The organism is Algoriphagus sanaruensis, assembly GCF_001593605.1.
In the GTDB taxonomy this organism is placed as follows: Bacteria; Bacteroidota; Bacteroidia; order Cytophagales; family Cyclobacteriaceae; genus Algoriphagus; species Algoriphagus sanaruensis.
Window position 1 is genome coordinate 2,857,629 of sequence record NZ_CP012836.1, and the last position, 19,766, is coordinate 2,877,394.

At 40.3% G+C, this 19,766-nt stretch carries 17 protein-coding genes and 1 tRNA gene; 5 read left to right on the forward strand and 13 right to left on the reverse strand.

Annotated elements, in window-relative coordinates:
• Position 1: 1 nt before the first annotated feature.
• Complete coding sequence (locus AO498_RS12545; RefSeq protein WP_067548189.1) at positions 2-1,834, forward strand: T9SS type A sorting domain-containing protein; 1,833 nt, start codon at positions 2-4, stop codon at positions 1,832-1,834.
• A gap of 7 nt (positions 1,835-1,841) precedes the next feature.
• A complete protein-coding gene (locus AO498_RS12550; RefSeq protein ID WP_067550476.1) occupies positions 1,842-2,138 on the forward strand; it encodes a rhodanese-like domain-containing protein in 297 nt (98 codons plus the stop codon).
• 70 nt (positions 2,139-2,208) lie between these two features.
• Here the strand turns inward: AO498_RS12550 and AO498_RS12555 are convergent, their stop codons facing one another.
• The 4 genes from AO498_RS12555 to AO498_RS12570 form a co-directional block, all read right to left on the reverse strand.
• Positions 2,209-3,402 (reverse strand): hypothetical protein, encoded by a 1,194-nt coding sequence (locus AO498_RS12555; RefSeq protein WP_148660235.1) that lies wholly within the window; start codon positions 3,400-3,402, stop codon positions 2,209-2,211.
• Positions 3,403-3,406: 4 nt separating this feature from the next.
• Positions 3,407-4,012 (reverse strand): methyltransferase domain-containing protein, encoded by a 606-nt coding sequence (locus AO498_RS12560; protein WP_067548195.1) that lies wholly within the window; start codon positions 4,010-4,012, stop codon positions 3,407-3,409.
• A gap of 64 nt (positions 4,013-4,076) precedes the next feature.
• On the reverse strand, positions 4,077-6,215 hold the full coding sequence (locus tag AO498_RS12565) for a glycosyltransferase (protein WP_067548199.1): 2,139 nt from the start codon (positions 6,213-6,215) through the stop codon (positions 4,077-4,079).
• A 204-nt stretch (positions 6,216-6,419) separates the two neighbouring features.
• Positions 6,420-6,493: transfer RNA gene (locus AO498_RS12570), tRNA-Ile, on the reverse strand.
• A gap of 100 nt (positions 6,494-6,593) precedes the next feature.
• Here AO498_RS12570 and AO498_RS12575 point away from each other — a divergent pair.
• A complete protein-coding gene (locus AO498_RS12575) occupies positions 6,594-7,223 on the forward strand; it encodes an HAD family hydrolase (RefSeq protein WP_067548201.1) in 630 nt (209 codons plus the stop codon).
• On the forward strand, positions 7,216-8,325 hold the full coding sequence (locus AO498_RS12580; protein WP_067548204.1) for a site-2 protease family protein: 1,110 nt from the start codon (positions 7,216-7,218) through the stop codon (positions 8,323-8,325). The genes AO498_RS12575 and AO498_RS12580 overlap by 8 nt, the downstream gene beginning before the upstream one ends.
• Before the next feature lie 14 nt (positions 8,326-8,339).
• Here the strand turns inward: AO498_RS12580 and AO498_RS12585 are convergent, their stop codons facing one another.
• The 8 genes from AO498_RS12585 to AO498_RS12620 form a co-directional block, all read right to left on the reverse strand.
• The gene (locus AO498_RS12585) at positions 8,340-8,897 is read right to left on the reverse strand and encodes a YceI family protein (protein WP_067548206.1); all 558 of its coding nucleotides are present in this window, start codon (positions 8,895-8,897) and stop codon (positions 8,340-8,342) included.
• Positions 8,894-9,853 carry a DUF5777 family beta-barrel protein gene (locus AO498_RS12590; protein WP_067548209.1) on the reverse strand — a complete coding sequence of 320 codons (960 nt, stop codon included), beginning with the start codon at positions 9,851-9,853 and terminating at the stop codon, positions 8,894-8,896. The genes AO498_RS12585 and AO498_RS12590 overlap by 4 nt, the downstream gene beginning before the upstream one ends.
• Positions 9,850-10,308 (reverse strand): QcrA and Rieske domain-containing protein, encoded by a 459-nt coding sequence (locus AO498_RS12595; RefSeq protein WP_067548212.1) that lies wholly within the window; start codon positions 10,306-10,308, stop codon positions 9,850-9,852. Before AO498_RS12595 ends, AO498_RS12590 begins: the two co-directional genes overlap by 4 nt.
• 150 nt (positions 10,309-10,458) lie before the next feature.
• Positions 10,459-11,802 (reverse strand): hypothetical protein, encoded by a 1,344-nt coding sequence (locus AO498_RS12600; protein WP_067548215.1) that lies wholly within the window; start codon positions 11,800-11,802, stop codon positions 10,459-10,461.
• Positions 11,803-11,906: 104 nt separating this feature from the next.
• Positions 11,907-13,502: a SulP family inorganic anion transporter gene (locus AO498_RS12605; RefSeq protein WP_067548218.1), complete on the reverse strand. Its 1,596-nt coding sequence runs from the start codon at positions 13,500-13,502 to the stop codon at positions 11,907-11,909.
• A gap of 30 nt (positions 13,503-13,532) precedes the next feature.
• Positions 13,533-15,467 carry a proton-conducting transporter transmembrane domain-containing protein gene (locus AO498_RS12610; RefSeq protein WP_082792233.1) on the reverse strand — a complete coding sequence of 645 codons (1,935 nt, stop codon included), beginning with the start codon at positions 15,465-15,467 and terminating at the stop codon, positions 13,533-13,535.
• Positions 15,467-17,962 carry a YbcC family protein gene (locus AO498_RS12615; RefSeq protein ID WP_067548221.1) on the reverse strand — a complete coding sequence of 832 codons (2,496 nt, stop codon included), beginning with the start codon at positions 17,960-17,962 and terminating at the stop codon, positions 15,467-15,469. The genes AO498_RS12610 and AO498_RS12615 overlap by 1 nt, the downstream gene beginning before the upstream one ends.
• Before the next feature lie 78 nt (positions 17,963-18,040).
• Positions 18,041-18,409 (reverse strand): hypothetical protein, encoded by a 369-nt coding sequence (locus tag AO498_RS12620; protein WP_067548224.1) that lies wholly within the window; start codon positions 18,407-18,409, stop codon positions 18,041-18,043.
• A gap of 509 nt (positions 18,410-18,918) precedes the next feature.
• Here AO498_RS12620 and AO498_RS12625 point away from each other — a divergent pair.
• A complete protein-coding gene (locus AO498_RS12625; RefSeq protein ID WP_067548227.1) occupies positions 18,919-19,239 on the forward strand; it encodes an antibiotic biosynthesis monooxygenase family protein in 321 nt (106 codons plus the stop codon).
• 7 nt (positions 19,240-19,246) lie between these two features.
• On the opposite strand, the gene AO498_RS12630 is transcribed toward AO498_RS12625, so the two are convergent.
• Positions 19,247-19,765: an acyl-CoA thioesterase gene (locus tag AO498_RS12630; protein ID WP_067548230.1), complete on the reverse strand. Its 519-nt coding sequence runs from the start codon at positions 19,763-19,765 to the stop codon at positions 19,247-19,249.
• Between the last annotated feature and the right edge of the window lies 1 nt (position 19,766).

Here is a 19,766-nt window from a genome sequence, read left to right on the forward strand (position 1 = left end):
CGTGAATCGCTTAGTTACAATTGGCCTGCTATTTACTTTTTTAGGCTTCTTTTATGCTGAAGAAGTAGCAGGTCAGTTTGTAGAGTTTCAACCCTTGCCGGTCAACAAATTTAAAAAGCAAGTAGAAGCACCTAATCAAAGACTTCAATCAAAGCTGTTGCTACCTATTTGGGATGACTTTAGCCAAGGAATGGATTCCACATTATGGGATTTTGAAGGAGTAACATTCTCCGAAACAATCGGAATCAATCCACCATCTCTTGGAGTTTTGGTCTTAAATGGAGTAGATCAAAATGGCAAACCCTATTCTCTCCAACCGAAAGACCAAGGAGAAAGTGATTATTTAACCAGCAAATCAATTGACCTAACTAGTCTTTCCTCCAATCAGAAAAATTCATTGTTTTTAAGCTTTTTCTGGCAATCTGGAGGAAAATCAGAAGGACCTGATACTTCAGACAAGCTCACCCTTCAGTATTTAGATGAAAACGGGGTTTGGAATACCATTTGGACAAAAAACGGAGGCCCGGACCTGAACCGAGAGATCTTTTTTCAAGAACTAATTCAAATCCAGCCCGAGTGGCAGCATGCGGATTTTAAGTTTAGATTTTATTCCTCTGGAAGACAAAGTGGACCATTTGATAGTTGGCTGATCGATTATGTCTATTTAAATACAAATCGAACTGGAGAGGATCGCTTTTTTAGAGATCGAGCACTTACTCAACCAAACTACATTTCTTTAGGTGCCTATGCTGCATACCCTTGGTTTTTATTAGATGAATTTCAAGAAGGCAATTGGTCTAGAGTATCCAATGAGTTCAATAATTTAGAAAATAGATTTAGGGCTATGGAGTTTTCCATTTCTGCCCAAGATGAAGTCGGAGGAAACAAGCTTTCTATCAACTTAAACACTCCTTTTGATCCTGTTCCAAACTCTCTCGAACGCAGAACATTCGAAGGGCGAAGTTTTGATAAGATTCCATCTCCTCAGGAGGAAACAGATTATTTTTTTGAAACTTATTTAACCACCGGTGACTTACGGCTATTTGAATTGGTAAATGGAGATACCCTTTGGTATGACCAAGTAGATTTTGCCCAAAATGATACTGTAAGGACTGATTTCCCTCTTCGAGATTATTTTGCCTACGATGGTGGGACTCCAGATTATGCTGCTGGAATTAATCAGCGATCTGGGCAATTGGCAGTAAAGTATTCCAGTCCAAAAGAGGTGTTTTTAAAAGGAATTTCCATTCAGTTTACAAACCCAAATCAAGCCAATCAAGCTTTAGATTTAGTCGTCTGGAAATCGTTAGATCAACGTCCTGTAGTAACTCAACAAATCGTAATTCCCCCTTTCGAATCAGGTTCTGAGTTCATGTATTTTCCACTCGATACTAATCTTAGGATCTCAGTTGAATTTTATATTGGATTCACCCAGTTCACAAATGACTTTATCCATGTTGGACTAGACAAAACTAGGGATCAGGCGGATAAAATTTTTTACAATGTAGGCGCAGGCTGGGTCGCCAATGAAGAAGTTAAAGGCTCCTTGCTCATTCGTCCTCATGTCTCCTCCACTCCACCTTTTGAGGAAAGTTCATTGCCAGAATCATCCTTTAGAATCTATCCAAATCCCGTCATTAATGAACTTCATATCGAAGGTAAGCATGACACGGTGCACGTGTTTGATTCCTTTGGAAGAGAGATTTTATTGGAAAGAAGAAAAACTGAAAAAGGAGAAATCCTTAATTTTGAAGGACAATTATCCGGTGTCTATGTGGTTCATTTGATTTCCAATCAAAGCACCCAATCTGTTCGAATCCTTGTTAGAAACTAAATTTATTATGGAAGATATTACTGTAAGCGAATTAAAAGAGCGAATTGAAAAAGGAGAAAAATTCGTATTTGTGGACGTACGTGAAGAATGGGAATATGAAGAGGATAACCTAGGTGCGGAAAATATTCCACTTGGAGAACTCCCAGATCGATTAGGCGAATTGGAAGCCCATAAAAACGAGGAAATTATCGTGCACTGCCGAAGTGGGGCTAGAAGCGGAAATGCCAAAAAGTTTATGGAAGGCAAAGGATTTACTAAAGTCCGAAACGTACTTGGAGGAATTATGGCCTACCGCCAGCTTTAAAAAACTTAAGCCCTGAATTATTTCAGGGCTTTTTTTGTGTGTAATGGTTACTAGCGTATTTATTCTTAATTCAATTGATTGCTTTGATAAAAAAGAATAAAAGAATTAAAGAGGCAATTCCAATCCAGCTCAACTTTGTAAGCCTAGCTTTGAATTTATTCATTTTTGCCTTAGTCCATAACTCATGAACTTGCTTTGAAATCTCAATAGCCTTAGCTGGAGACAATCCGGGGTAAGTCAAATTTTCCGCATCAGACTGAATATTTAATTCGGTAAAATAAAATTCAGTGGCCCTTTTACTCCAATCAGATAAAGTTAAATTTTCATCTCTTAGGTGTTCTATCAAGCCTTTTCTTTCATTCCCACTTAGCCATTCTGACCCATTCAGGCCTATTTTTTGGGAATTTAAAGCCGCCTGAAGAATCAATTCCTGTGGAAATGAATTCTTTGAATTTCCTTGGACCTTCTGGATTCGGATAAATTCAATATAATCCCTTGGAGGCGTGGCATTGACCGATTCAATATCTTTTTTAGGTTCTTGCCATCCTTTGGGAATGGGCATTTGCAATACGGATTCGAAAAAATCAGGGACTATTCCACCCGATAAGGTTTCCTTTTCATAAGGTCTAAATTGAACCCTTTCCTGTCCAAATTGATCCATCCAAAATCGAAGAATGGACGATGATTTCAGTCTTGGAAAAAATTGGGAGGTGTAAGTTTCAAAATCTAGTTCAGGAAAGGCTGCTCCCTTAATGTATTGATTATAGTGTGCAATAAGTAAGTCATCCTGCCTACGAAGGTAAACCACCACCTTCGGGACAAACCCCACTTGATCACAGCACAGATAAATTTTTGAAACAGCACTTCTGATATATTCAGAATTAAATCCAATTTCCTGAGCAGAATGCATGTCAAACAAATCCTCAGCGGACAAAATCACGGTTGAATACTTTTTCTTTCTTACCTCAGCACTTAAAGATCGAAAGAGTGTTTCTAGGTTTCTATCTTGACCCATCACAGACTGATGAGCACTTAAATAGTCATCAGCTAAATCTGAATCAAGCTCATTCATGACTTCATGCCGGAGGATTGCAAAAAGCTTAAAATGGCTTATTTCATAGGCTTTTACCTGATTTTTAGGATTCAAAACAGGATAAAAAACACCCTTTTCAGCTAATAATTTCCGATTGGAGAAAAAGGCAGACTGGAGCGCTTTTGAACCAGTTTTGTGTTGTCCGATATGAAGAATTAATTGGGTATCCATTGATTTAAGGTTTGACACCAACTCCTATGAACCTCGGCGGATTCATTACCCGAATTACTTTACATTGGGTTAATCCTTCCAAAAAAACCTCTCGAATTGCCTGCTCGCTAAATCGATAATAATCTCCTGGATAGTTGTGAATCCCCAGTGTAACTGATCCCGCTGCCAATACAGTTGAATTTGAAAGTTTGGACCAAAGTCGCAGAACCCTCTTCACAATTTTATTTCCTCCTGCAAATGTGTTCAATCCCATTTCGGCATATCCAGGGACTCCGATCACAATCAATCCTCCCGGTGCCGTAACCCGATGGATTTCCTTGATTGTTTTCCAAAAATAGATGTCATGCTCAAGGGTTGAATTGCAAACAACCGCATTGAAATAGCCTGTTTCAAACCGACTCATGTCATTTCCATTACATTGAATCAACGTTCGATCCGCTGAGGTGATTTCCTCATCCAGATTAATTCCAATTTTCGGGTTTGCATTTTTTAATCCCCTCAAAGCGAGAAGACTTTCTGGTCCACTCACTGCCCCCACTTCCAATACCGGCCCACTGATGTCAAAATCTTCAAAAATTCGTTCAAATGCTTGATAAACAGTTGGGCTCATAGGTTTTTGGAAAGGGTATAGATTTTAAAATATTAAGTAGCTAAAGTTCGTATTGGAAAGTAATTTACTTTTTAACTCTAATCCCGGCTTTCTTTAATCCGATTTCAAGCGAATACTTCGCAGACTTTTTGAAATACCAAGCTAAGCTGGATAAAATCTTCCTACGAAAGATCAGCTTGGGATTGATTTGAACCGCAATTTGAATCATCCGAACCAAAGCGGATGGATGAATCGGTTTTTGCGAAAGTGTTACAAAAAACAAACTTGCCAATGTATTTGCTTCATACTTCGTTAAGGCTGGCTCAAACGTTTTGATATCGGTGGCATACTGAAGACTTGCCTGAAGAGCTATCGTTCTAAAAAGCCTGACATTGGCTAAAACCTCCGAAAAATCAAGCTTTGAACTCGCATTATTGCCATGTTGAACCCAATTCCCAGCGATTTGATTCATCACTAAAACGGAACCTTCCAATGCCAATCGCAAGAGTCCATCCATATCTGAAGAACTGATATCCGAGGTATAACAACCTATTTTTACGGCCTCATCCCGTTTAAAAATGGTCCCTAAATGAGAAAAGAAAGCAGAATCATAAACAAAATTCAAATAGTCGCCACCTGAAAATAATCGGGACTGTTCTTTAAAATCTGGAAGGACATCCACGGGGTTTTGTTGGGTGTTTTCAAATACAACCTGATGACCAGCCTGAATCATCATAGTAAATTCATTTCCCTCCTTAGCATGTAAATCCATGGCCTTTGAAATAAATTGAGAGTCGGTCAAATAATCATCTCCATCTAACATCAAAACCCATTCAGATTGAGCATAATCAGTTATCGCCCTTCGATAATTTTTTACTCTTCCAAGATTCTCCTCATTTCGATGGTATATAAACCTGGGGTCTTTAGCCCAAGCCAAAGCATGTGCTTCTGTTTGATCGCTTGAGGCATCATCAACCACAACAACACTTAAATTGGGATAATCCTGCATCAAAGCGCTGGAAATAGCCTTAGCGATATAATTCTCTTGATTATAGGTGATAATAACAATAGAAACATGGGGCCTCGATTCATTCATTTTCTGAGGCCTTTTAACTTCAAGTTTAAACTCTTCCACATTTTTCGAATACAAAGATTCTCTAGGATTCTTTTTCAAGTTTGAGGTGAATTTGATTCGGAGATTTTCATCAGAAACTATCCGTGCCAATCCTTCTGCGATTGCTTCTTTCTGATTTGGGACAATTAATCCAGTTTTTTCATTTTCGATCAATTCATTTACCCCATTGACATCCGTGGCAATCACCGGCCGGTTCATCACCAATGCCTCCATTACGACCGTAGGACATCCTTCACTGGCTGAAAGTAGGGTGAAAACAGTACACTTGTTCATCCAAGAAAAGACCCTCCTGTTTTCCAACTTTCCTAAGAGGATGAAGTAATCCTGCATTCCCAAGCGTTTTATTTCGGCTTTTATGAGTTCCTCTTGAGGGCCTGTCCCGATGATATACCATCGAAAGAACACACGGCCTGCATGAAGTTGATGGTGAATTTGAAGAGATTCAAGGATTTGCTTTTCAGGTGAAATTCTCGCCACAGTCAATACACTGGGCAAATCATTAGGTACGTCAGGTTCATATTCCAAGTCCTTGTCTACTTCTACAATAGGCTGAGATACACGGATTGGCTTGCCTGCCAATCCCTTAGCATACCGGTTCATTTTCAACCACAATTTGGTAGATACAGGGAGGAATACATCCGTATTTCTGATGCACAAATCAACACAGGATCGCTGCACGGGATTAAATCCACTATAATGAATCAAGCTTTCATCCACCAAAAAGGTATATTTCTTCAAAGCCCTAACCAATGAAAAAGAAAGGCAGGCTTCCCAGCTTGGAAAAAGGGAACTACCAATCACTGCGTCATAAGTTTTTTGAAAGGGTGGCAAATTTCGATAAGGATTGATTTGACTGAAAGCATCCAAAGAATCGAGTGGGAACGATTGATCGGTAAGTTCCAGCTGAAAAACTTGAACCGAGGAAGAAAGCACTGAAAGCACTTGATCACTAGTCGGACCGGTCACCAAAAGATCAATCTCAAAATCAGGAATCATTCGATTAATGTATCGAACTGTCAAAAAAGCGGCGCCACCAAGGGTAAGTTCTCTGGAAATAAAGAGAATCTTATTCGACGAAAGAGTCTGCATTACTTTCGAATCAGAAAGGGATTAAAATAGAATTGAAATTCACCATTCAATTCCAATATAGGAGATAAAAATTCAAAAGGAATCAGATTTTGCACTTCAGTTGTTTGAATAAAATACAACTAAATCAGGTTAAAAAATTTCGTACGAATTCAACCCGCCCAAAAACAAAAGCCCTCAGAACTCAATCTGAAGGCTTTTTGAATGTGGGCCCACCTGGGCTCGAACCAGGGACCCCCTGATTATGAGTCAGATGCTCTAACCGGCTGAGCTATAGGCCCGGGGGATCCTCACCAAAATCCACCTTAATTGGTGTTTTGACCTTGGTTTTGGGTCTGCAATGTTACATATTTGAGTTCATTTACACAACTCCAAATACTTATGCTTGCTGGCGAAAATGTGGATTTTTTCATCTTCGATTTGGGAAATGTGATCATCGATATTGACTACCTCCATACTCTCCAATTGCTTAAATCACAGCTACCCGAAGCACTTTATGGCCGGGTTGATGGGTTTTATCAAACTGATTTTCATAAAGCTTACGAAAAAGGCGAGATCGATTCACCAACTTTTAGAAATCAGGTACGGGCCTATTTCGATCAGCCATGGAGTGATCAAAAAATTGATGAAATCTGGAACAGTCTTTTGGGAAAAATTCCTTCCTACCGAATCGATTTGATACGAAAATTAAAAGAAACCCATCAAGTCGGAGTCTTAAGTAATACCAATGAGATCCATATCGACGCAGTTAACCAAATTCTGAAATCAGAATTTGGACTGAATCAATTTCATGATCTTTTTGATCAAGTTTATTACAGCCATGAAATGGGATTAGCCAAACCAAGTGAGGAAATTTACTTGGAACTCGTCCAAAGACTCAAGGTCCCAGCCCATCGCGTGGTCTTTTTTGATGATTTGGAAGCGAATGTTGCAGGAGCAAAAAAAGTAGGCATTAATGCCATACAGGTTACGGGACCACATGTCCTTTTAGAATATTTTAATTATGTATAAATCGAAGGATTACCTCATTCATATCGGGCTTTTTCTGTTAACCCTGATAACTACTACTCTTGCTGGTGGAGAATGGGTATATGGAAAATCCATTTTGGCTTCCGAAGAAGGATTTTTGACTTGGGAGTATTTTGTAAAATCCATGGCATTTTCCATTCCCTTTATTGGGATTTTACTTGTACACGAACTCGGACACTTTTTCACCTCGATGTATCACAAAGTCAAGTGTACCCTACCCTATTTTATTCCCGCTTGGTTGGGATTTTTGGGAGCGCCTTCGATTGGTACTTTTGGGGCGATTATTCGAATGAAAAGTCATGTCAACAGTCGTAGAAAATTCTTTGATATTGGCGTGGCGGGTCCTTTGGCGGGTTTTGTAGTAGCGCTTGGAATATTGATTTATGGTTTTGTCACCTTGCCACCAGCAGATTTTATTTATTCCGTTCATCCGGAATACGCTGACCCAAATTTTCAAGGATATGGAGAAGATGTTTTGGAATTTGAACTGGGAGGCAACCTCCTTTTTTGGATTTTGGAGCATACCCTTGCTGATCCGGACCGTATGCCCAATATGGGTGAAGTCATCCACTATCCCTTCTTATTTGCAGGCTATTTAGCTTTGTTTTTCACGGCTTTAAATCTATTGCCAATCGGCCAGCTCGATGGAGGGCATGTGATGTTTGGTCTATTTCCTAAATCCCATAAAAAAATCTCCTTCGTCATTTATACTGGATTTTTGACTTATGCTGGATTGGGAGCAATTTCACCAGCCATGCCGGCATCGGAACTGATTGTTTGGATTCCCCTATACCTTGGATTCTTATTTCTTTCTTATGCTAAATCAGGTCTGAATACCCTGAATAAAGCATCCTTGATTTTCAGTATTGCGGCTGCGCAATATGCTATCGCATTCCTTAAACCAGAATGGCAAGGCTATCAAGGATGGCTGTTTTTTGCGTTTTTATTGGGAAGGGTGATGGGAATTTATCATCCTGAGGTAACAGGAAATGTCCCATTAAACACAAGCCGAAAATGGATCGGCTGGTTAGCCGTTATCATTTTTATCCTTTGCTTCTCCCCTCGTCCTTTCAACTTCAGTTAAAAAAAAGATCTGCCTCAAAGGGCAGATCTTTCAATGAGATTTAATTTTCCGGAGACTTCTATGTCTTCCGCTATTTTGGTAATCACCAAGGACGGAATTTCGACCTTATATTCTTCCGGCTTGACCATAAATCGGAATTCAAGTTCAATCGTATTTTTTCCTAAAGTGGCTTTTCCTTCAATCGAAGCCGGACGAGAAACACCGTGAATAGTCATGGTACCCGATGCTTTGAGTGTCACCGTTCCCGATTGAGCCGGATCTATTTTTTGGGTGATTTTCCCTTTAAAATTCGCCATCGGGTATTTTTCACTCTCCATATAATTCTCATTAAAATGCTCTTGCATGAGTTTATTTGGAAAGTTAAAGTCCGTGATTTTCATTTGAACGGCCAAATCACCCGACTCCAAATTGATCAAAGCTCCTACTTTTTGATTCAAGGCTTCGATAGTTTCCAAAGGAGTATCCGAGTAAATTTTTACCTGCCCGGTACTGGTCCCATACAGAGATTGTGCACCAGCTAAAGGCATCCAGAGATAAGATGCTAAGAGCAATAAAATCAGTTTCGCTTTCATTTGTCTTTATTTTTTGCGCCTTTGTCAAAGCTGAATGTTCTGGAAATATTGAATCCGTAGAAAATATCTCCTTTTTCCCATGCTCCAGAGGTCTGGGTAATAAACTGACGCTCAATCATAGCCCTTGAATTGGTGAAATGAAGCTGGAAAACATGGCCTCCAGTTTCAATATCCACCCCAACTGAGAGTGCATTGTGATAAGGATAGGACTTACCTGTACCTACCAGATAGGCATTCGGATCAGTCAAAGCATAATAATATTCACCTGAAAGAGTGAACCGTTTGGTCAGCTTAAATCTTCCACCAAAACCAAGTGCCAATTGATCATTGGAAATGACTGATTTTTCAGTTTTGTTGATATGAACCCAAGTTGGGACTACCTGAAGTGAAAGTCGATCATTGAACTTTCGACCAATCAAAATTTGACTCCAATAGGAATACCGCTGGAGGTTAGAAGTGAAGCTCATTTCATTTCCGGAATCCATCACATAGGTATCAGGCATAGTAACAATTCCCCAACCACCCAATGCTGTCACTGTAACTGGAAATGCAGTGGACTGTCTCAGCACTTTGTATTTGGTGTAGAGGTCATAGGTCTTCTCCAAACTGCTTCTTCCAGCACCTACAAGCCATCGATCCGTAATTCCATATTCTAATCCAAGTCTGATTTTTGCTTCATCCAATCCAAAGAAGTTTTGAATAAATCCGCTATTTACCGCACCAAAACGATGAGAAATCCAAAAATTCAAATGATTCTTGGAAATGGTTTCGATCGTTTGTCCATTGATCAAACGAGTAGCTTTAAAACTCGCTTGGGTGAAAACGGGATCTTTGGATTGTTCCTGATTTAACATATCCAAAAGATCATCCTGCGCATGGACTTCCGAAGAAATCCCTACGCTTCCACACCAAGCGAGTAAGGCTACCATCAACCTTATTTTTTGCTTTAAACTCATGAATAAAAGACGGTTAAAATGGATCCATTCAATTCCGTCGCATAGGTCCTTAATCCTCTAGAACCATTTCCATTCAGCCCTTTCCCAGAAGTATCAAACCTTGCCCCATGCTCCGGGCAATAAAATTCACCACTTCGGTAGTACACTTTTACTTTTCCCTCGTGGGAGCATACTTGGGTAACTGCCGCGAAAGCAGTGTCTGAGATTCGAGCTATTACAATCCGATTTGCAACAACATACTTTCCAACAGTATTTAAAGCCGAATAGGCAGCCGTACTCAAATCGAGCGTGAAAGAAGAAGTAGATCCCGATCCACCTGTATTTGAAGTAGCCGGATCCATACTTTCATTTAAACAACTTTGAAGCGCTCCAGCTGCACAAAACACAGCCATTAAGGAAGCTCCTTTGAAGCCAAGAGATTTTAGAAACTCAAGGCGGTTCATTTTTTCATCCATTATTTTTTTGTTTGAGGGTGATTCAAATCTATTTCCAAGCTTCTTAATTCTTCCTTAACCAAATCTTTGGATTCGGTTAATCTCCGACTGAAAGATTATCCTTTCGATCAGATTGACTTTGTCGAAAACCTTGGAAACTAGAATTTGGGATTAAAATGAAAATTGGTACTGCATGACAAGCATTCCTTTTCTAGGACTTTGATTGTCTTTCACTAACTTTTCTTGTGATCCTTCCACCAAAATGGGACGACTTTGGTAGTCGAGAGATAATTTGCTTCGATGACCTGCCTGAAGCCAATTGACTCCGATATCATATACTGTAAATGGATTGGCCACCCGGTCATAATCTGAAACGATTAGCTGGAAATACGGCTGAAGAGTGCCTGATTTTCCCAGAAGGTCATTTCGCATCAAGTACCCGACTTGGGAATAGGAAACAGTTCCAGTCCCGATTAGGGGGAAATTATTGCCAGGTCCATTAAATGATCCCAAGGCATTCACCCCATTTGCAGTATTCACAGCTCCACCATTTCGAAGGTAATTTGGTCCAAAGTCATACTTGATGTAGGAGGTATAGGCGGTGAGTGCTGTTCCTTTTTCTTTAGAAATCGGAGCGTCATAAAACACGTCAACTCCAAGTTGCTTAGCTGCCGTTGCAAGAACAGGTCCGTTGGATTGGGCCCGATATTCCATGGCATTTTTCTGAGAAGAAAAACCTAAACCCACATTGAAAACACTCTTTTTACCTAAGTAGGTACCCGTCATGTAAGGGATTTGGTTGGTTTCTTTATCCTTAAATTGCCAGTAGGCATATCCTTGGTAAATCAACTCCGGAGCTGATTTGGAATAATAAGCCACGTTCACTTGATTGTCTGGAAGGGATGCTACCGGACTCAGAGCAGTTTGAACTGGAAAAGGGTTGGAAACTGAGAATCGGTAGTCAAATCTTCCCAACTGACCATTGGCATATACGCCCAGCCTACGAACAAATTGGTCAGAGATATCATTGGTTGACTCCTCTATAAATGGAAGGTCTAACCCTAAAATCGATCCTACCGATGAAGAAGAATATCGAACGGTTCCATTCCATCCGTGCAAACCTGCACCCAAGTGAAGCTTTCTGCCGGAAACCGCATATTCAGCGGTTACGTCATGAAGGAAAAGGCCTGGTTTTCTTCCCGATAAAGGCCCAAAACTGTTGATTCCAAATTGGGTATATACGAATACCTTATCTGTAACTTGGCCCATCACTTGGTATCTCACTCTTCGCAATGAGACGTCAAAACTGTTCGATTTGGGCGTTCCAAATATGGTTGACCCAGGGTTAAGATCAGTATATCTTACCCAAATCTGACCTAGTCCTGTTCCCTTCACCCAATGGGTTTTTTCATCATTCAGGAACAGTTTTACTTCTTTATCCTGTGCCAAAGCTTTCAGGCCTAAGCCTGAAAGAAGAGCAATTCCAAAGATTATTTTTTGAATAGTAATTTTCATGGTAGACAATATCCTCCCAGGACGCTTGAAAAAGCGTCCAAGGAAGGATAGGTTTATGTTTTGTGAAGAACTCAAGTCAGTCTCATCTGACCTGAAATTGGAAATTAGGCTTTGGACAGTTTTCTGGCTGCCAAATGGTGATCCGAAACCGGACGGTGCTTATCTAGACCAATGATACTTACATGGCCGCCATTATCTTCATATTCATGCTTGAAATGCTCCAAATTTTCCATCACTGAGTGGTCTACTAGTTTGGTGTTTTTCAAGTCAATGGTCACATTGAATCCAGAAGGAATCTCCTCCAACTTACGCTTGATCCCTAAGAAATTGGAGAAAACAGCAGCTTTGTCAATTTCAACCAAGTAGTTATTTCCTTCAAAAGAAACCAATGTCGGTGCCTTGACAAATGAGCTAAGCGGAGTACCATTGATTAGGTGAATGACCATTTTCAATACAATCCCTGCTGCAATACCAACCAAAAGGTCTTCAAACAAGGTAAATGCGATGGTTACTAAGAAAATTGCCAATTGCTCTTTACCAATTTTGAAGGTATGGACAAACTCTTTAGGGTGAGCTAATTTGATCCCTACAGTAATCAACATCGCTGCCAAGGCTGCATTTGGAATCATCTCAATTACTGGTGTGGCCACCAAAACGAATACGAGAATAAAGAATCCATGGAAGAAGTTGGCCCAACGAGTTTTAGCACCGTTGTTCACATTGGCCGAACTACGAGCCACCTCTGAAATCATAGGAAGACCTCCCAAAAGAGCACTAAAGGTATTTCCGATACCAACTGCAATCAGGTCTTTGTCATTGTTTGATCTTCTTTTGAATGGATCGGTCAAATCAATTGCTTTTACTGTAAGAAGGGATTCTAGGGTACCGACCAAAGCAAACATGATCACATACTTAATGAAAATACCTGCTTGAGAAATTCCGCTGAAATCTGCGTTAAACTTCACATTATCAACCAAATTACCGATATGCAACAAGGCATAAGCTGGCTCAGTATGTTCAAAATCCATGGCCAACTCCGCAGGAATAGCAATCAACAAAACCATCAGGGGAGCTGGTACTTTACCCAACTTGTAATTTTTCAAGTAAGGCCAGCCCATCATGATCGCCAAACTGATCACACCAACCAAGGTAGCTTTTGGATCCAAATTCATAAAGAAAGTAGGAATTGAAGTCATCATACTGATGATTCCCAAACCTTTATACAATCCTGGATCAACATTTAAAAGCACAGGAATCTGCTTGAAAATGATAATCAATCCAATCGCTGCCAACATGCCGTGAATTGCGGAAAGCGGGAAGATATCTGCTAGTTTACCTAGCTTCAATAACCCAAAGCCAACTTGAACCAAACCAGCTACCACCATAGCACCAAGGGCTAGTTTCCAGCCCAATTCACCGCCACCAAAGTCTGCAACTGCTCCAGCTACAACGACAATAAGACCTGCAGCTGGTCCTTTGATGGTGAGTCGTGAACCTGCAAAGAAACTAACGACAATACCACCGATAATTGCGGTAACCAATCCCATTATTGGAGGAAAGTCTGAAGCCTTAGCAATCCCCAAGCTGAGTGGCATTGCCAATAGAAATACGACAAATCCTGCGATAGCATCAGAGGAGAAATTTTCCTTAAGACCCGCTAGACCGTCTTTTGGAATTTGTAGTTTTGATGTTGTTTTCATACGAATAGTGGTATGTTTTACCCTTTTTTATCAAAGTTGAGAGGAGGAAATAGAGGATTTTTGAGAAGTTTTTCCCAATAATTTAGATCGTAAAGTCTTCATGAGCTTAGGACTTTCTGAAGACGATATTTTGGTTCCCATGAATAATCTTGCGAAGATTCTCACCGCAGAAATCCCCTCCATAACGAAGGCTAATGCTGCGAAAAAGGCCAATAAATACTGATCTTCATGAATATGGCTGAAGAGCAAATCTTCACCGATAAAGGTTGGAGAAATTGGGAAGCCCATCAGCCCCAGGACACTCAATAGAAATAAGAATGCTACAAATGGGTAGCTTCTTACATATCCTTGGTATTGATATAATCCTGATTGACCCAATTTGCGCTTCATCCAAGAAATCACCAAAAGCCCAGAAACACCGAATAAAACGACTCCACTGAGGTAGACTGAAATTTCTTCCAAGGAGAAGTTTTCATTTTCGGCGATCGCCAAGACCATCCAGAAGTGGTTCATCACCAGCATCGTCCAGCTTAATCGTGCTGACTTTCGCTCAGTAAATGATTTAAGGACCATCAACAAGGCGATAAATGCAAATACCAAAGGAAGAAGTCCATGCACCTGATCCGGCAGATGATAGCCCTGAATCAGGAGATAAAGCCCGATCAAATAGCTGGGAATGAAGTAGAATAAAACCGAACGATAGCTCAAGAAATCAAGCTTATGTCCCAATCGCTTCATGGGATTAAACACCACGCGATTGATAAATCGATCCAGGTTCCATTCTTTCAAACTCCACACATAGAAAGAAACTCGCATTCTGTGCATCCATGAGCTTTCAGTCTGGAATTTTTTAGGCTCGAATCCATAGAACTGCTCTCGAATCAAGTAGCTGACAACTGATGGAGAAACGAGCAATTGATACGTTCTTAGGAAAGCATTACCGGTAAAGTGAATCAATGCTAAAGCCTCAAGTCCCAAAGCCACTTCGATAAACATGATCCCTATTTGAGTTAGGGAGGAATACCCAATTTGGGTTTTTACTGAAGTTTGAACCCGGGCAACCATTGTAGAAACAATTGCCGTTGCCAAACCCATCATTCCAATCAATACTCGGACAATAATTTGATTTTCCCAGAACGGGAAAGTCCGAAGGAGAAGAAATACTCCCAAATGAACCGAGAGAGAACCATAGAAAATGGCGGAAGAAGGAGTCGGGCCTTCCATCGCTCTTGGAAGCCAGCTCGAAAACGGAAACTGAGCAGATTTAGCTGCCGCCGCAAGCAATAGCATCAATGCGATGAAGACCCCAATTCCAGTATGACCCTGAAGGTGCTGGGATACCAATTCGGCATTATTGAGTTTCATGAAGGTGATATTTTCATGCCACAAGTGGTGACTTGCCCACATGGCCAATATCAAGCCCACATCACCGATTCGATAGATGGAGAATACCTTGATGGAGTTTCTTGTTGGAAGGAGGTTTTCTCGGTAGAAAGCAACCAACAAAAACGATGAAAGTCCGAGGATTTCCCAACCCACAAATAGCGTTTCGAAGTTTCCTGCCAATACAGTGATATTAAATCCTAAATAAAAGAATAATACTGTATTGAAAAATCGCTTGTAACCCCTTTCACGATGAAGGTAATAACGGCTGTAGAACGTAATTAAGAACGTCAAAACCGCACCGATAACCACATACACGGCCCCTACTCGATCAAAAAAGAAGTCCACCAAAAACTCAAAATGAGCATTTTGATACAGGACCACTTCTTTGAGGTTGAGAGTAGGAAATCCTTGAATCGCCCAAAACGTGAGAAAGACAAGCATGCTAAACAGGTTAAGCCCTGCCGTATAAAAGGCTACTCGTGACAAGAGTGTTTCCTTGGATTCAGGAACCATCAAACTAATCAAAAACCCAAGCATCGGTATCCCGATCATGAGTTGAATCCAAAATGAGAGTTCCATTACAATGAATCGATTAAGTAAACAGGAAGATTTTCTTTAGAACCGAGCAGTTTGTCCTGCAAGTGATCGATGTGATCAATCGAAGAAATCGGGTGATAAGGAACCCAAGTCTCATCTTTAAACTTGTAGAATTCCCCAGTAGCAGGATCAATTACCACCAAATGAACCCAGGTATTTTTAAACCACTCATAGGTATTTGGATTGGTTCGGATTACATGAAGTAAGAGTTCTGGATCCTGCTCCACAATCATCAATAGACGAATAGGATCGTGAATTTCCACCATTTGATAAGGTAATCCAGTTCGCAAATCACCATCTGCTCCATTGGCTACACCAATTAGGCCCATCACATTGTGAGGTAATTTGGTGCCAGCACCAAGTTTGTCTGGATCCATTCTGGAGAAATAGTATTCCAGGTTAATCCCTCCGCAAACCGGAGCTGCTGCTCCAAGAATTTTGGTAAGCGCAAGACCTTCAGTATCCTTTCGGAAATCATAAGAATTTAGGAAGGCTCTACGATCAAAAAACAATCCTTTGATAGTAGATTTTCGCGATACAATACAAAGTGCATTTGTTGCATGATTGTATTCAGGCCGAGGTTCAAAAAGAGAAAATGCTCTTTTCTTCACTGCCTCATGCAATTTAGATTCAGCCTTGTTTTTAGTTAAGGTATCAAACCTTCTTGATCGCTCCAATGCATTGATTTCAAGTGTTTTGGAAAACTTCAGTTTATTTTCCTCATGAAGTAATCTATTTTCACTAGTCAACACCTCTTCGTCATAATAGGCGATTTCGTCTTTGGTGGTGTCATGTAGACCTCCTATAAACTGGGTGGACTCAGGAATAAGGATGCCACGATCGGCTAGCACTTTTCTGACTTCCAATTTATTGGCCATGTAAGCAGCCACTCGGGCATTTACAGATCCAGGTCTTCCACAGCAAGCTCCACAGTCATATCCAGCATAATGCGTATTGTTAATACTGGAAGCTCCATGTCCGATCAGATAAACCAAAGGACTGAATTTATCCAAAAGCCCAATGCTTTTGAGTAATCCTTCTACTCGATCTGCCATTTCATCCACTTTAAATCCAATCTGAAGTCCACTAGCATCTACTCCTTCATAGTCAATCGAAAGAGAGCCCTTAGGATCCATATGTTTGAAAGAAGATACTTCTAAAGCAGAGCTGGAGGGACTAAGTACGTTTCCGACCAATTTCAAAGCAGACCAAAAACCTAAAGTCTGTGCACTCACCCAACCTCGCACAAGCGAATGGCTGTTTTGATGGAAGTGAACATCTTTAGCCAGTTTTTTATGGTTGGCCTTTTCCTTAATCAAATACTTAGGAGTAACCGGCGCTGGGCAGGATTTGGTATGGAATTTTCCAAATTCAGGTTGAAAGTAGAATTCAACATTGAAAAACCCAGGTGTACCATAAGTTGCGCAAGTAGGATCGACAAATTCAAGATGTCGTCGAGTGGAGCATTCCCGATCATCAATGCAGAATAAAGCCTGGAAGCTTGGCGCATTTTTAGGCTTTCTAGCTTCCTCAACAGATCGAATTCCAGCTAAAACTTCGTCGTAATAGCTCCATTCATAGGCTTCCTGCCAGGATTGAAGTACTAGATCAAACTCTTCAAATGGAGAATTTTCGAAGATTTCTTGGGTATCATATGGAAATCGAACTCCGATTGGAGCCCAGTTTTCACCGAATTTTCGATCTAAAGCATCGATTTCCAAAAGACATTCGAAAATCACCAAATCTTGAAGCGTAATCGGTCTGCGATCCAATAGTGATTCAGGTTGAGACTCCAAGACGGAGACCATTCCTGACCATCCTGGATGAGCAAACTGCTGATCAAACAAGTACCAACCATAAGAAGCTGGATTTCCTACCAAAACCGAAAGAACCATCTCCAAATCCAAATCTGGATTTTGAAATAATTCTAAAGCTCTAGCAGACTTCAATAAAGAAGAAATGCTGTCCTTTTGGATTTTTCGAAGCGCATCTAGAAATCCGGTTGCTTCCACTGGAAAGGACCAAATGGAAATTCCTTGATCCAAATACGCAGACAATAATCTGAATAAGAAAGGATGGGTGACTTTATCTAGATTGAAATGGTAATCATTTTTCCAGTGCGCTCTAAGCTTTCCAACTTTTGGGGATATTCCTTCTTCATAGGATTGTTCCAAAAGTTTACTTGCCCAATGCCCCGCTTGATCTCCAAAATTTTCGCTTAATATTCTTGATAATACCTCTTCTTTGATTTTCCCTTCCTGATAAAGCTGTCGATAAGAAGTCAAAGGAAGGTAACCTTGATAGCCAAGCTGTGTTTTAGCTTGCTTTAACCCCTGGTGAAACGGCAAATGCTGAAACGCATGCAGGGTATTATGATGGACAAAGTCCTTTAGAGGAGCTTGAGCAGGTAGAAAATGTTTTAACTCATGTAAAACATCCTCCATGCTCATCAAGTCCCCTAGGGTTTGATGATTCATAGTAAAACTAAACTGATTGTGTGATGATGGTATGTTGCCTTAAGTACTTGATCTGTAGCTATAATCTACAGAAAAAAATCACACCAGCTGAGACTTCCAGCAATGGAAAAAATCATAAAGCGGAGGTAGGCTACCTCGCTTGGGTTTGTTTGAAAACTCTCCGGAATCCCAATAAGAAATCAGGCTTATTGAGTAGAGATCAGTATTAAAATGGGGAAGATCTGCTTCAAACTCATTCTCAAAACGCTCTTCCTCGCTTTTCTCTGAATCTAAAATTCCCTCAGCAGAAGCACTTTGTTGAGTGAAGTCGACTAAATAGGTTCCGTGGTCTTTGGAAGCCTCAAGACATATTCTTCCCTCTTCCGCTTGAAAAAAGTATTGCGCTTCCGCATGAAAGCCCAAAACTAAGCGTAGAACTAACGAAAATATGCCTAAGACAGAAATCATATATTCAAATATCTTCCGAAACTAAAATGGAAATACAATAATTCAAATTTTATTAAGAATTTTTATGAAAACCATAAATTTTTTCTAATTCAACTGAAGAAAATGAAAAAGCCCGAACGATTTTCGGGCTTTAAGGGGGTGATTATTAGCAACTTTCCTTTTTCTTTTGGAAAACCTTCCACGGGATAATTTTTTAAGGAGTTCGACTCCTCAATGATTTAACTCTCGAAAGTTTGCAGATAATTATTTGACATCCTAATTGTTCAGGTCAAACAGCACTTAATTGTAAACAACTAGTACTAAATGCTTTAATTCTTTTTTTAAAGCCAATTAGACAGAATGATAAGTGAAAAACTATTCTTGATCACTTATTCTGGTAAGAATTCTCTAACTCCTTAAATTTCCAATTTTGGAACCTTTATTTCAAAGAATAAATAACCTTCTATTCTCAGGATATCGATTTTGGCTAAATTCATGAATCCAATAAATTCTTTAAATAACTGCCTAAAATGATCGCAAAAACACCTCCTCCCCCTTATTATGCCGTTATTTTTTCAAATATCAGAACTGAGGTAGAAGAAGGATATGAAAAGACTGCCTGGGATATGGTTGACTTAGCCACCCAACAGCCGGGATATTTGGGTCATGAAAGTGTGAGAGATGGTCTGGGAATAACCATTAGCTACTGGGCAAGCCTAGAGGCGATTCAAGCTTGGAAAAAACAAACGGACCATTTGGTAGCTCAGCGAATGGGAAGAGAAAAATGGTATAAGGCCTATACGACCCGTATCGCGATTGTGGAACGAGATTATAGTTTCGAACAAAAATAAAAGGGGATCAACTCCCCTTTTCGACTTCTGTCTTTAATTGTTTCACTCGAGATTTAATATCCAAATCTTCAAGTTCCATATGATGACTTGTGGCCTTCAAAAAATCAAGCACAGCACCAGAGTGATCAGTAGATTTTCCTTCAGCAAGGGTAACGTATCGCATGGTTGACCATAAAACCGTTTTCAGCTGATTTTTGGAGTCGTCGGTCATGTAGTATTCCACCAAAATCGTATTGTGGTTATGCCACAATATCCGGCTCATGATTCGAACCCACTCACCCACCATGGCCGGTTTGACATAGCTGATGTTATGATTGTAAACTACCCATGCCGCTTTGTAAGTCCGAATCAGATCAATGACTTCCAAGCCATATAGCTTTGGTACCTGGTCTTCCCTAGCATTGAAAAAGTAGTCAAAATACTTGGCGTTATTCAAGTGCCGAAGCGGGTCACAATCTTGAAATCGGATTACAACTCTACTTTCGGTTTCTTTTGGATAATGCTTCTCAGGATCAAATTGGAACATG

Excerpts from the sequence above, each read along its gene's own strand:
- AO498_RS12620 (WP_067548224.1), bottom strand. The coding sequence starts at position 18,409 with ATGATTTCTGTCTTAGGCATATTTTCGTTAGTTCTACGCTTAGTTTTG.
- AO498_RS12560 (WP_067548195.1), bottom strand. The coding sequence starts at position 4,012 with ATGAGCCCAACTGTTTATCAAGCATTTGAACGAATTTTTGAAGATTTT.
- AO498_RS12625 (WP_067548227.1), top strand. The coding sequence starts at position 18,919 with ATGATCGCAAAAACACCTCCTCCCCCTTATTATGCCGTTATTTTTTCA.
- AO498_RS12565 (WP_067548199.1), bottom strand. The coding sequence starts at position 6,215 with ATGCAGACTCTTTCGTCGAATAAGATTCTCTTTATTTCCAGAGAACTT.
- AO498_RS12590 (WP_067548209.1), bottom strand. The coding sequence starts at position 9,853 with ATGAGTTTAAAGCAAAAAATAAGGTTGATGGTAGCCTTACTCGCTTGG.
- AO498_RS12600 (WP_067548215.1), bottom strand. The coding sequence starts at position 11,802 with ATGAAAATTACTATTCAAAAAATAATCTTTGGAATTGCTCTTCTTTCA.
- AO498_RS12575 (WP_067548201.1), top strand. The coding sequence starts at position 6,594 with ATGCTTGCTGGCGAAAATGTGGATTTTTTCATCTTCGATTTGGGAAAT.
- AO498_RS12630 (WP_067548230.1), bottom strand. The coding sequence starts at position 19,765 with ATGTTCCAATTTGATCCTGAGAAGCATTATCCAAAAGAAACCGAAAGT.
- AO498_RS12605 (WP_067548218.1), bottom strand. The coding sequence starts at position 13,502 with ATGAAAACAACATCAAAACTACAAATTCCAAAAGACGGTCTAGCGGGT.
- AO498_RS12610 (WP_082792233.1), bottom strand. The coding sequence starts at position 15,467 with ATGGAACTCTCATTTTGGATTCAACTCATGATCGGGATACCGATGCTT.
- AO498_RS12550 (WP_067550476.1), top strand. The coding sequence starts at position 1,842 with ATGGAAGATATTACTGTAAGCGAATTAAAAGAGCGAATTGAAAAAGGA.
- AO498_RS12615 (WP_067548221.1), bottom strand. The coding sequence starts at position 17,962 with ATGAATCATCAAACCCTAGGGGACTTGATGAGCATGGAGGATGTTTTA.
- AO498_RS12585 (WP_067548206.1), bottom strand. The coding sequence starts at position 8,897 with ATGAAAGCGAAACTGATTTTATTGCTCTTAGCATCTTATCTCTGGATG.
- AO498_RS12595 (WP_067548212.1), bottom strand. The coding sequence starts at position 10,308 with ATGGATGAAAAAATGAACCGCCTTGAGTTTCTAAAATCTCTTGGCTTC.
- AO498_RS12580 (WP_067548204.1), top strand. The coding sequence starts at position 7,216 with ATGTATAAATCGAAGGATTACCTCATTCATATCGGGCTTTTTCTGTTA.
- AO498_RS12555 (WP_148660235.1), bottom strand. The coding sequence starts at position 3,402 with ATGGATACCCAATTAATTCTTCATATCGGACAACACAAAACTGGTTCA.